Below are 12,077 nucleotides of genomic sequence, written 5' to 3' on the forward strand. Positions count from 1 at the left end.
TCTCGTATGGCATATTGCCGCTAGCCTTCCTGCAGCATCTGCTCCAGCTGCTCCTGGGCATCCAGCCAGGCCATTTCACACTCTTCCAGCCCGGACTTCGCGCTGGCCTGCTGCTGTAGACACGCAGTGAGCTCGGCTTTGCGGCTTTGATCGTACAATTCGCTGTCGCCCAGCTTCTCTTCCGCCTGCGCCAGCTGCGCGTTGAACTTCTCCATCTCTTTTTCCAGTCGGGCGATCTCTTTGCGCAGCGGCTGGGTCAGCGTACGCAGTTCGGCTTCCCGGCGTTTCTGATCTTTACGCGCCTGGGCGCTGTTGCCGTTTTCCTTTGGCTCTTCCGATGTCTGGCTTTCCTGCTTTTGCGAGTCGCTCAGCCACTGCTGATAGTCTTCAAGATCGCCATCGAAAGGTTCGACTTTGCTGTCGTGCACCAGATAAAGGTCATCGGTGGTGGAGCGAATCAGATGACGGTCGTGCGAAACCACCACCAGCGCGCCTTCAAAATCAATGAGCGCTTCGGTTAGCGCCTGGCGCATATCGAGATCGAGGTGGTTGGTGGGTTCATCAAGCAGCAGCAGGTTAGGCCGCTGCCAGACGATTAACGCCAGCACCAGGCGCGCTTTCTCGCCGCCGGAGAAACGCTTTGTCTCTTCGTTGACTTTATCGCTCTGGAAGCCGAAACCGCCCAGATAGTCGCGCAGCTTCTGCTCCAGCTCCTGCGGCGCAATACGGGCAAGATGCTGCAGCGGGGATTCGTCGGCGCGCAGGAACTCCAGCTGATGCTGGGCAAAGTAGCCAAGCTTGATGCCTTTCGCCAGACCAATTTCACCCTGCAGCGGCTGTAGCTCGCCGGCCAGCAGTTTAATCAGCGTCGATTTACCGGCCCCGTTACGCCCCAGCAGACCGATGCGCGAACCGGGAACCAGATTCAGCTTGATTGAGTCGAGAATCACGCGCTCGCCATAACCGGCGCTGACCTTTTCCATTTTCAATAGGGGATTGGGCAGGCTTTCCGGCGCGCGGAAGCTAAAGTGAAACGGGTTATCAACGTGGGCAGGGGCGATGAGCTCCATACGCTCGAGCATTTTGATACGGCTTTGCGCCTGTTTAGCTTTGGTGGCTTTAGCGCGAAAACGGTCGATGTAGCTCTGCAAATGCGCGACGCGCAGCTGCTGGCTCTCATACATCGACTGTTGCTGCGCAAGACGGGTCGCGCGCTGCACTTCAAATGAGCTGTAGTTGCCGGTGTACTCGAACATCGTTTGCTGTTCGATATGGATAATTTTGTCGACGATCGGATCGAGAAAATCGCGATCGTGGGAGATCAGTATCAGGGTCCCCGGGTAGCCTTTGAGCCACTTCTCCAGCCAGATGACCGCGTCGAGATCGAGGTGGTTCGTCGGTTCATCAAGCAGCAGCAGATCGGAACGGCAAATCAGCGCCTGCGCGAGGTTGAGACGCATACGCCAGCCGCCGGAAAAGTCGCTCACCGGTCTTTCAAGCTGTTCGTTGCTGAAACCGAGCCCGTGGAGCAGGCTGGCCGCACGCGAGCGGATGGTCCAGGCGTCGATGGCGTCCAGCTTACCGTGGACCGTCGCGATGGCATGGCCGTCATTACGTTCGTTGGCTTCGTGCAGGTCCGCCTCCAGCTTGCGGAATTCGCGATCGCCATCAATAACATAGTCAATAGCCGGCTGCGCAAGCGCAGGCGTTTCCTGATTAACCCAGGCCAGCTGCCAGCTGCCGGGGAAGGTCATTGAGCCGCCGTCGGCGCTAATCTCGTTTTTCAAAAGCGAAAGCAGCGTGGATTTACCGCAGCCGTTTTTACCCACCAGGCCGACTTTTTGCCCTGGGTTGATGGTGGCGGTAGCGTTGTCCAGCAGGACGCGTACGCCGCGACGAATTTGTAAGGAGGAGAAAACAATCATAAGGCGCCGTATGTTCTGACTATGTTAATTTGTCATTATGATAATGTAGTGTCGAGCGAATCGCTCAACCGGGCCGCAATGGTAGCCCAAAATGAAGATGATACACAAAGTCATTCTGGTTGCGTCGGGACGCAGCCGCTGCACAGGCCGCCAGAAGACGTTCGGGAGGGGAAAGATGTCTCAGACAGCGAAAGTTTTGCTGCTGTATGCCCACCCAGAATCTCAGGATTCCGTGGCCAACCGGGTTTTGCTTGAACCGGCCTTACAGTTGTCGAATGTTACCGTGCACGATCTCTACGCGCACTATCCGGATTTTTTTATCGATATCGCCTGCGAGCAGGATCTCCTGCGCCAGCATGAGGTGATTGTTTTCCAGCATCCGCTCTATACCTGGAGCTGCCCGGCGCTGATGAAAGAGTGGCTGGACAGGGTGCTTAGCCGCGGCTTTGCCAGCGGGGCGGGAGGGAATCAGCTGGCGGGAAAGTACTGGCGTAGCGTCATTACTACCGGCGAGCCGGAGAGCGCCTACCGGCGCGATGCCCATCGTTATCCGATGAATGATATTCTCCGCCCTTTCGAACTGACCGCCGGTATGTGCCGCATGCACTGGATGAGCCCGATTATCGTCTACTGGGCGCGTCGGCAATCATCCGACGATCTGAAAAGCCGCGCTCGCGCCTACCGCGATTGGCTGGCTAACCCTGTAACGGCGGGAGGTCCAAATGGCGGGAGCTGATTTACTGCTGGCCGGGGTGTTATTTCTGTTTGCCGCCGTAGTGGCGGTGCCGCTGGCGGCGAGGCTGGGTATTGGTGCCGTGCTCGGGTATCTGTTGGCCGGTATCGCCATCGGCCCCTGGGGATTAGGCTTCATCAGCGATGTGGATGAAATTCTTCACTTCTCAGAATTAGGCGTCGTCTTTCTGATGTTTATCATCGGACTGGAGTTGAATCCGTCCAAGCTGTGGCGGCTGAGAAGCTCCATTTTCGGCGTCGGGGCCGCTCAGGTCGCCTTCAGCGCGCTGATACTTGGCGGTTTGCTCATGCTTAGCGACTTCTCATGGCGCGCTGCGGTGGTTGGCGGGATTGGACTGGCGATGTCTTCCACCGCGATGGCGCTGCAGCTGATGCGGGAGAAAGGCATGAGCCGCAGCGAGTCCGGGCAGCTGGGCTTCTCCGTACTGCTGTTTCAGGATCTGGCTGTGATCCCGGCCCTGGCGCTGGTTCCCCTGCTCGCAGGGTCAGGTGACGACCATTTTAACTGGCTCACCATCGGGATGAAGGTGCTGGCCTTCGGCGGAATGCTGGTTGGAGGTCGTTATCTGCTGAGGCCGGTATTTCGGTTTATCGCCGGCTCCGGCGTGCGGGAGGTCTTCACCGCGGCGACGCTACTGCTGGTTCTTGGATCGGCGTTGTTTATGGATGCGCTCGGTTTGTCGATGGCGCTGGGGACCTTTATCGCCGGCGTCCTGCTGGCAGAGAGCGAGTATCGCCACGAGCTGGAAATCGCCATTGAGCCGTTTAAAGGGCTTCTCCTCGGGCTGTTCTTTATTTCCGTTGGCATGGCGCTGAACCTTGGGGTGCTCTATACCCATTTACTGTGGGTTGTGGCCAGCGTCGCGATACTGGTGACGGTAAAAGGTCTCGTCCTGTATCTTCTGGCACGGGTTTATGGCCTGCGCAGCTCTGAACGGGTGCAGTTTGCCGGCGTGCTGAGCCAGGGGGGCGAGTTTGCCTTTGTGCTGTTCTCACTCCCCGCTTCGCTTCGTCTGTTTCAAAACGATCAGATGGCCCTGCTGCTGGTGACGGTGACATTATCGATGATGACCACGCCGCTGCTGATGAAGCTCATCGATAAAGTCCTTTCGCGGCGATTGAACCAACCTGAAGAGGAGGGCGAGGCTCCGTGGGTTGAAGATGACAAACCGCAGGTGATCATCGTTGGTTTTGGGCGTTTCGGCCAGGTGATTGGCCGTCTGCTGATGGCGAACAAAATGCGTATTACGGTACTGGAGCGCGATATCAGCGCGGTCAATCTGATGCGTAAATATGGCTATAAAGTTTATTTTGGCGATGCGACGCAGCTGGAGCTCCTTCGCTCGGCGGGAGCCGAAGACGCGCAGTCGATCGTTATCACCTGCAACGAGCCGGAAGATACCATGAAGCTGGTGGAGATGTGTCAACAACACTTTCCACATCTCCATATTCTGGCGCGAGCGCGGGGACGCGTTGAGGCCCATGAGCTGCTGCAGGCGGGAGTGGCGCAGTTTTCCCGCGAAACCTTCTCCAGCGCGCTGGAGCTAGGACGGAAAGCGCTTATCTCACTCGGCATGCATCCCCATCAGGCGCAGCGCGCCCAGCTGCATTTTCGGCGCCTCGATATGCGGATGCTGCGCGAGTTAATGCCGGTGCATAGTGATACCCTGCAGATATCCCGCGTGCGGGAAGCGAGACGCGAGCTGGAGGAGATTTTTCAGCGCGAGATGCAAAAAGAGAGCAGGCAGTTAGACGGCTGGGATGAATTTGAATAAAGGTAAATGATATGGCTGTGCGTAAACGTTTTATCGCCGGTGCGAAATGCCCGGCGTGCCAGGCCCAGGATTCGCTGGCGATGTGGCGTGAGAATAATGTCGATATTGTTGAGTGCGTTAAGTGCGGTCATCAGATGCGTGAGGCGGATAAAGAGGTCCGCGAGCATGTTCGCAAAGAAGAGCAAGTGATAGGCATTTTTCATCCGGACTAGCGTTATCTATCGGCTTTTTTTAAGCTAGAGGGTACACGGGTGCAGAATTCCGCTACAATCTGCGCCACTATTCTTCCCATGCTCAGGAGATATCATGAAAGTAGCAAAAGACCTGGTGGTCAGCCTGGCCTATCAGGTACGTACAGAAGACGGTGTGTTGGTTGATGAGTCTCCGGTAAGCGCGCCGCTTGACTACCTGCATGGTCACGGTTCCCTGATTTCCGGCCTGGAAAACGCGCTGGACGGCCACGACGTTGGCGACAAATTTGACGTCGAAGTCGGCGCTAACGATGCATACGGTCAGTACGACGAAAACCTGGTTCAGCGCGTTCCTAAAGACGTATTTATGGGCGTTGATGAACTGCAGGTTGGCATGCGCTTCCTGGCGGAAACCGATCAGGGTCCGGTACCGGTAGAAATCACCGAAGTGGGTGACGAACACGTTGTTGTTGACGGTAACCACATGCTCGCTGGTCAGAATCTGAAGTTCAACGTTGAAGTTGTCGCGATTCGCGAAGCAACGGCGGAAGAGCTGGAGCATGGTCATGTACACGGTGCTCACGGGCACGATCATGGCCACGACCACGATCATGATGGTTGCTGCGGTGGCCACGGCCATGACCATGACCACGAACATGGCAAAGGCGGCTGCGGCGGCAACGGCGGCTGCGGCTGCCACTAATTCCGCTGCGCTCGCGTCGCGGAATAGAAAAAAGCGGGGAAACCCGCTTTTTTTACGTCTTAATAGTGCGGCGGGGGCGTTTCTTCCGCCTGTGAAGCCATATGCGACGGCTGAGTGGCTTTCAGTTTTTCGACCATCAGGCGCATATGTTCGCGCATCCTCGCCATTTCTATCTCGTGGGCGGTGACGGTCTTGTTGAGGTCTTCAATAGTGATTTCCTGAAACGCCAGTCTGCTCTCCAGCTCCGCAAGGCGAGTCTCTAAAGTGCTATCGTGCATGAGTAACCTCTTCTGTCTTATCCTGCGGGCGGATTCTACTGAAGTTTCAGCATCCGCGCAGCATCGTTACGTCTGACAGGAAACTAATTCATACAAAAATAGTCTTAAATGAGGCGATATTCAGGTACGTCTGTATGTTGATTTGTTCTGCAACGTTCTATAGTACGTTTTTTGTTTTTTACGATAACCTTGGGGTGAGATGCCCCGGCCCTGGAGAAATGGATGAAATCACTGTTTAAAGTAACGCTGCTGGCGACCACTATGGCCATCGCCCTGAATGCACCGCTGAGCTTCGCTGCTGAGACTACAGCGAAAGCGGCACCCGCAACGGACAGCAAATCGGCATTTAAAAATGACGATCAGAAATCTGCTTATGCGCTGGGTGCATCGCTGGGACGTTACATGGAAAACTCCCTGAAAGAACAAGAAAAACTGGGCATCAAATTAGATAAAGATCAGCTGATCGCCGGCGTTCAGGACGCTTTTGCTGATAAGAGCAAGCTGTCCGATCAGGAGATCGAACAGACTCTGCAGGCGTTTGAAACCCGTGTAAAAACAGCTGCTCAGCAGAAAATGGAAAAAGACGCCTCTGAGAATGAAGCGAAAGGCAAAGCTTACCGTGACGCCTTTGCCAAAGAGAAAGGCGTGAAAACGTCTAAATCTGGCCTGCTCTACAAAGTCGAGAAAGCGGGGACCGGTGAAACGCCGAAAGACAGCGATACCGTTGTCGTCAACTACAAAGGTACGCTGATCGACGGTAAAGAGTTTGATAACTCTTATACCCGCGGCGAGCCGCTTTCCTTCCGCCTGGACGGGGTGATCCCGGGCTGGACCGAAGGCCTGAAGAACATCAAGAAAGGCGGTAAAATCCAGCTGGTCATTCCACCGGATCTGGCTTACGGCAAAACTGGCGTACCGGGTATCCCGGCAAACTCTACTCTGGTATTTGATGTAGAGCTGCTGGATATTAAACCGGCGCCGAAAGCAGACGCCAAGCCTGAAGCCGCTGCTGAAGCGCCAGCCGCTGACGCTAAGAAGTAATCGGTTTTAAGCCGCCGCCTCCAGGGGCGGCGGTTTTTTTATTGCGGGCAGATATAATTAAAACTGGAAAGAACCTCAGGCGCTGTATTACTTTAGATAGATTAATAATGATGATGAGCCTGCCCTGACGATAACGACAGGCTCCTGAAAAGGAGTGCTTTTTTTCATGTCCAGGTCGCTTTTAACCAACGAGACCAGTGAGCTTGATTTGCTGGATCAACGTCCTTTTGACCAGACCGACTTCGATATCCTTAAATCCTATGAAGCGGTAGTGGACGGGTTAGCGATGCTCATCGGTTCCCACTGTGAAATCGTATTGCACTCATTGCAGGACTTAAAATGTTCCGCTATTCGTATCGCCAACGGTGAACACACCGGCCGTCAAATCGGCTCGCCAATTACCGACCTTGCGCTGCGCATGCTGCACGATATGACTGGAGCCGATAGCAGCGTTTCCAAATGCTATTTTACTCGCGCCAAAAGCGGTGTGCTGATGAAATCGGTCACTATCGCTATCCGCAACCGTGACCATCGGGTCATTGGCCTGCTGTGCATCAACATGAACCTTGATGTCCCTTTCTCACAAATCATGAGCACCTTTATTCCGCCGGAAACGACGGAGGTGAATTCCCAGGTCAACTTTGCTTCATCGGTTGACGATCTGGTGGCCCAGACGCTTGAGTTCACGATTGAAGAGGTGAACGCTGACCGTAACGTTTCTAACAACGCTAAAAATCGGCAGATCGTCCTGAACCTCTATGAGAAGGGGATCTTTGATATCAAAGATGCCATCAACCAGGTGGCCGATAGGCTGAACATCTCTAAGCACACGGTCTATCTCTACATTCGTCAGTTCAAAAGTGGAGATTTCCAGGGGCTGGATAAGTAATGCGCTTTGCCATTACGGTAACGGGGCCCGCTTATGGTACCCAGCAGGCCAGCAGCGCACTACAGTTTGCCCGCGCCGTTTTGCAGGAAGGCCACGAGTTGATCAGCATCTTTTTCTATCGTGAAGGCGTCTATAACGCGAATCAGCTCACGGCGCCCGCCAGCGACGAATTTGATCTGGTTCGGGCCTGGCAGACGCTGCATGACGAGCACGCCGTTTCCTTGCATATCTGTGTAGCCGCAGCGTTACGCCGTGGAATCACTGATGAACAGGAGGCCCGGCAGCTGAATTTGCCTGGCTATAATTTGCAGCCGGGCTTTACCTTGAGCGGATTGGGCGCGCTGGCGGAAGCCGCGTTAACCTGCGATCGCATGGTGCAGTTCTGATGAAGCGCGTAGCCTTTGTTTTTTCGTCTGCGCCTCATGGTTCAGCGTCGGGCAGGGAAGGGCTGGACGCCCTGCTGGCAACCTCCGCGCTGACGGAAGAGATCGGCGTTTTCTTCGTGGGTGATGGCGTCTTTCAGCTTCTTCCCGGGCAGCGCCCCGCAGCGGTGCTGGCGCGCGACTATATCTCCACCTTTAAGCTCTTATCGCTATACGATATCGAACAGTGCTGGATTTGCGCTGCTTCAGCACGGGAGCGCGGTCTGAATTCTGCCACGCCGTGGGTTGTTGATGGCGAATGGCTGGAGCCAGAGGCTTTGCGCGCCCGGCTTGACGATTTCAACGTGATACTGCGGTTCTGAGGCTCGAATGCTCCACACGCTAAGCACATCCCCCTGGCACGCCGATATGGCGGCTATGCTCCGTTTGCTAAAAGAGGGCGACGATCTTCTGCTGCTGTCGGACGGCGTTATCGCCGCTCTCGCGGAAGGCCGTTTCCTTGAAATCCTGCAATCTGCCCCCATATCCCTCTACGCTCTGCAAGAAGATATCGAAGCCCGCGGGCTGGCTGGTCAAATTGCGGACAGTGTCGTCAGGGTTAGCTATACTGATTTCGTCAGACTTTCAGTCAAACATGCAGGTCAGTTGTCCTGGTAATGGCGGGATCGTTGTATATTTCTTGACACCTTTTCGGCACCGCCCTAAAATTCTGCGTCCTCATATTATATGAGGCGATTTATTACGTGTTTACGAAGCAAAAGCTAAAACCAGGAGCTATTTAATGGCAACAATTAACCAGCTGGTACGCAAACCACGCGCGCGCAAAGTTGCAAAGAGCAACGTGCCGGCGCTGGAAGCCTGCCCGCAGAAACGTGGCGTATGTACTCGTGTATATACCACCACTCCTAAGAAACCGAACTCCGCACTGCGTAAAGTTTGCCGTGTGCGTCTGACTAACGGTTTCGAAGTCACCTCCTACATCGGTGGTGAAGGTCACAACCTGCAGGAGCACTCCGTGATCCTGATCCGTGGCGGTCGTGTTAAAGACCTTCCGGGTGTTCGTTACCACACCGTTCGTGGTGCGCTTGACTGCTCCGGCGTTAAAGACCGTAAGCAAGCTCGCTCCAAGTATGGCGTGAAGCGTCCTAAGGCTTAATGGTTCTCCGTTAAGTAAGGCCAAACGTTTTATATTAATGTCAAACTAAACTCTTAGAGTTTTGGACAATCCTGAATTAACAACGGAGTATTTCCATGCCACGTCGTCGCGTCATTGGTCAGCGTAAAATCCTGCCGGATCCTAAGTTCGGATCAGAACTGCTGGCTAAATTTGTAAATATCCTGATGGTAGATGGTAAAAAATCTACTGCAGAAGCAATCGTATACAGCGCGCTGGAGACCCTGGCTCAGCGCTCTGGTAAAAATGAACTGGAAGCTTTCGAAGTCGCTCTCGACAACGTGCGCCCGACTGTAGAAGTTAAGTCTCGCCGCGTTGGTGGTTCTACTTATCAGGTTCCAGTTGAAGTCCGTCCGGTTCGTCGTAATGCTCTGGCAATGCGTTGGATCGTTGAAGCTGCTCGTAAACGTGGTGATAAATCCATGGCTCTGCGTCTGGCGAACGAACTTTCTGATGCTGCAGACAACAAAGGTACTGCAGTTAAGAAACGTGAAGACGTTCACCGTATGGCAGAAGCCAACAAGGCGTTCGCACACTACCGTTGGTAATCCCTTCGGAGTATTAGTCACCAGGCGGGCGCTTCAGATAAGTCGCCCGTTTTGGATAACTTAACTGAACGCCTAAAGAAATAAACGAGGAATCAAATGGCTCGTACAACACCCATCGCACGCTACCGTAACATCGGTATCAGTGCGCACATCGACGCCGGTAAAACTACTACTACCGAACGTATTCTGTTCTACACCGGTGTAAACCACAAAATCGGTGAAGTTCATGACGGCGCTGCCACCATGGACTGGATGGAACAGGAGCAGGAGCGTGGTATTACTATCACCTCCGCAGCGACTACTGCATTCTGGTCAGGTATGGCTAAGCAGTATGAACCGCATCGCGTAAACATCATCGACACCCCGGGGCACGTTGACTTCACCATCGAAGTAGAACGTTCCATGCGTGTGCTTGATGGTGCAGTAATGGTTTACTGCGCAGTTGGTGGTGTTCAGCCTCAGTCTGAAACCGTATGGCGTCAGGCAAACAAATACAAAGTTCCGCGCATTGCGTTCGTTAACAAAATGGACCGTATGGGTGCGAACTTCCTGAAAGTTGTTGGTCAGATCAAAACCCGTCTGGGCGCGAACCCTGTTCCGCTGCAGCTGGCGATTGGCGCTGAAGAAGCGTTCACCGGTGTTGTTGACCTGGTGAAAATGAAAGCCATCAACTGGAACGAAGAAGACGCAGGTGTAACCTTCACTTACGAAGATATCCCGGCAGACATGCAGGAACTGGCCGAAGAATGGCACCAGAACCTGATCGAGTCCGCTGCTGAAGCTTCTGAAGAGCTGATGGAGAAATACCTGGGTGGTGAAGAACTGACTGAAGAAGAGATTAAAACTGCTCTCCGTCAGCGCGTTCTGAACAACGAAATCATCCTGGTAACCTGTGGTTCTGCGTTCAAGAACAAAGGTGTTCAGGCGATGCTGGATGCGGTAGTTGACTACCTGCCATCCCCGGTTGACGTACCTGCGATCAACGGTATCCTGGACGATGGTAAAGATACTCCGGCTGAGCGTCACGCTAGCGATGATGAGCCGTTTGCTGCTCTGGCATTCAAAATCGCTACCGACCCGTTCGTGGGTAACCTGACCTTCTTCCGCGTGTACTCTGGTGTGGTTAACTCTGGTGATACCATCCTGAACTCCGTGAAAGCTGCACGTGAGCGTTTCGGTCGTATCGTACAGATGCACGCTAACAAACGTGAAGAGATCAAAGAAGTTCGCGCGGGCGATATCGCTGCTGCTATCGGTCTGAAAGACGTAACTACGGGTGACACTCTGTGCGATCCTAATGCGCCGATCATTCTGGAGCGTATGGAATTCCCTGAGCCGGTAATCTCTATCGCTGTTGAACCGAAAACCAAAGCTGACCAGGAAAAAATGGGTCTGGCTCTGGGCCGTCTGGCTAAAGAAGACCCGTCTTTCCGCGTATGGACTGACGAAGAATCTAACCAGACCATCATCGCCGGTATGGGTGAGCTGCACCTCGACATCATCGTTGACCGTATGAAGCGTGAATTCAACGTTGAAGCGAACGTCGGTAAACCTCAGGTTGCTTACCGCGAAGCGATTCGCGCGAAAGTTACCGATATCGAAGGTAAACACGCTAAACAGTCTGGTGGTCGCGGTCAGTACGGCCACGTCGTTATCGACATGTACCCACTGGAGCCGGGCTCTAACCCGAAAGGTTATGAGTTCATCAACGACATCAAAGGTGGTGTAATTCCTGGCGAATACATCCCGGCCGTTGATAAAGGCATCCAGGAGCAGCTGAAAGCAGGTCCTCTGGCTGGTTATCCGGTAGTTGATCTGGGCGTGCGTCTGCACTTCGGTTCTTACCACGACGTTGACTCCTCTGAACTGGCGTTTAAACTGGCCGCTTCTATTGCCTTTAAAGATGGCTTTAAGAAAGCGAAACCAGTTCTGCTTGAGCCGATCATGAAGGTTGAAGTAGAAACTCCGGAAGAGAACACTGGTGACGTTATCGGTGACCTTAGCCGTCGTCGCGGTATGCTGCGCGGTCAGGAATCCAACGTGACTGGCGTTGTGATCCACGCTGAAGTTCCGCTGTCTGAAATGTTCGGATATGCAACTCAGCTGCGTTCTCTGACCAAAGGTCGTGCTTCTTACTCCATGGAGTTCCTGAAGTATGATGATGCGCCGAACAACGTTGCTCAGGCCGTAATCGAAGCCCGTGGTAAATAAGCCGCAGGGTTAAAACCAAAGTCCCGTGCTCTCTCCAGAAGGGGAGAGCACTATAGTAAGGAATATAGCCGTGTCTAAAGAAAAATTTGAACGTACAAAACCGCACGTCAACGTCGGTACTATCGGCCACGTTGACCATGGTAAAACTACTCTGACCGCTGCAATCACTACCGTTCTGGCTAAAACCTACGGTGGTTCTGCTCGCG

The 12,077-nt window shown here is 53.9% G+C and carries 15 protein-coding genes; 13 read left to right on the forward strand and 2 right to left on the reverse strand.

Annotated features, from left to right (window positions below; translation table 11 throughout):
- Nucleotides 1–20: 20 nt before the first annotated feature.
- A complete protein-coding gene (locus ABLU67_RS00850) occupies nt 21–1,925 on the reverse strand; it encodes an ABC transporter ATP-binding protein (protein WP_004854860.1) in 1,905 nt (634 codons plus the stop codon).
- Between the two features lie 175 nt (nt 1,926–2,100).
- On the opposite strand from ABLU67_RS00850, the gene kefG reads away from it, so the two are divergent.
- The 4 genes from kefG to slyD all read left to right on the forward strand — a co-directional run bounded on the left by kefG (nt 2,101) and on the right by slyD (nt 5,347).
- Nucleotides 2,101–2,661, forward strand: a complete 561-nt coding sequence (gene kefG / locus ABLU67_RS00855; RefSeq protein ID WP_224384535.1) for a glutathione-regulated potassium-efflux system ancillary protein KefG — start codon at nt 2,101–2,103, stop codon at nt 2,659–2,661.
- Nucleotides 2,648–4,453 carry a glutathione-regulated potassium-efflux system protein KefB gene (kefB, locus tag ABLU67_RS00860; protein WP_014227043.1) on the forward strand — a complete coding sequence of 602 codons (1,806 nt, stop codon included), beginning with the start codon at nt 2,648–2,650 and terminating at the stop codon, nt 4,451–4,453. Before kefG ends, kefB begins: the two co-directional genes overlap by 14 nt.
- A gap of 11 nt (nt 4,454–4,464) precedes the next feature.
- On the forward strand, nt 4,465–4,665 hold the full coding sequence (locus ABLU67_RS00865) for a YheV family putative zinc ribbon protein (RefSeq protein WP_004106389.1): 201 nt from the start codon (nt 4,465–4,467) through the stop codon (nt 4,663–4,665).
- 94 nt (nt 4,666–4,759) lie between these two features.
- Complete coding sequence (gene slyD / locus ABLU67_RS00870) at nt 4,760–5,347, forward strand: peptidylprolyl isomerase (protein ID WP_014227042.1); 588 nt, start codon at nt 4,760–4,762, stop codon at nt 5,345–5,347.
- A gap of 59 nt (nt 5,348–5,406) precedes the next feature.
- Here the strand turns inward: slyD and ABLU67_RS00875 are convergent, their stop codons facing one another.
- A complete protein-coding gene (locus ABLU67_RS00875; RefSeq protein WP_004106384.1) occupies nt 5,407–5,625 on the reverse strand; it encodes a protein SlyX in 219 nt (72 codons plus the stop codon).
- 222 nt (nt 5,626–5,847) lie between these two features.
- Here ABLU67_RS00875 and fkpA point away from each other — a divergent pair, with 222 nt between their 5' ends.
- The 9 genes from fkpA to ABLU67_RS00920 all read left to right on the forward strand — a co-directional run.
- Nucleotides 5,848–6,666, forward strand: a complete 819-nt coding sequence (gene fkpA / locus ABLU67_RS00880) for an FKBP-type peptidyl-prolyl cis-trans isomerase (protein WP_025107830.1) — start codon at nt 5,848–5,850, stop codon at nt 6,664–6,666.
- A gap of 166 nt (nt 6,667–6,832) precedes the next feature.
- Nucleotides 6,833–7,555 carry a transcriptional regulator gene (locus tag ABLU67_RS00885; RefSeq protein WP_004106380.1) on the forward strand — a complete coding sequence of 241 codons (723 nt, stop codon included), beginning with the start codon at nt 6,833–6,835 and terminating at the stop codon, nt 7,553–7,555.
- Entirely contained in the window at nt 7,555–7,941 is a 387-nt protein-coding gene (gene tusD / locus ABLU67_RS00890) for a sulfurtransferase complex subunit TusD (protein WP_025107829.1), read from the forward strand. The genes ABLU67_RS00885 and tusD overlap by 1 nt, the downstream gene beginning before the upstream one ends.
- Complete coding sequence (gene tusC / locus ABLU67_RS00895) at nt 7,941–8,300, forward strand: sulfurtransferase complex subunit TusC (protein WP_004854839.1); 360 nt, start codon at nt 7,941–7,943, stop codon at nt 8,298–8,300. The genes tusD and tusC overlap by 1 nt, the downstream gene beginning before the upstream one ends.
- A gap of 7 nt (nt 8,301–8,307) precedes the next feature.
- On the forward strand, nt 8,308–8,595 hold the full coding sequence (gene tusB / locus ABLU67_RS00900; protein WP_025107828.1) for a sulfurtransferase complex subunit TusB: 288 nt from the start codon (nt 8,308–8,310) through the stop codon (nt 8,593–8,595).
- 124 nt (nt 8,596–8,719) lie between these two features.
- On the forward strand, nt 8,720–9,094 hold the full coding sequence (gene rpsL, locus ABLU67_RS00905) for a 30S ribosomal protein S12 (RefSeq protein ID WP_002920115.1): 375 nt from the start codon (nt 8,720–8,722) through the stop codon (nt 9,092–9,094).
- A 95-nt stretch (nt 9,095–9,189) separates the two neighbouring features.
- The gene (gene rpsG, locus ABLU67_RS00910) at nt 9,190–9,660 is read left to right on the forward strand and encodes a 30S ribosomal protein S7 (RefSeq protein ID WP_004106370.1); all 471 of its coding nucleotides are present in this window, start codon (nt 9,190–9,192) and stop codon (nt 9,658–9,660) included.
- Between the two features lie 96 nt (nt 9,661–9,756).
- Nucleotides 9,757–11,871: an elongation factor G gene (fusA, locus tag ABLU67_RS00915; RefSeq protein ID WP_004115957.1), complete on the forward strand. Its 2,115-nt coding sequence runs from the start codon at nt 9,757–9,759 to the stop codon at nt 11,869–11,871.
- A gap of 70 nt (nt 11,872–11,941) precedes the next feature.
- Nucleotides 11,942–12,077: GTP-binding protein (locus tag ABLU67_RS00920; RefSeq protein ID WP_009484166.1), on the forward strand; the 136-nt coding region annotated here is incomplete at its 3' end.

It is taken from the genome of Klebsiella sp. GN_Kp190, assembly GCF_040061795.1.
In the GTDB taxonomy this organism is placed as follows: Bacteria; Pseudomonadota; Gammaproteobacteria; order Enterobacterales; family Enterobacteriaceae; genus Klebsiella; species Klebsiella michiganensis.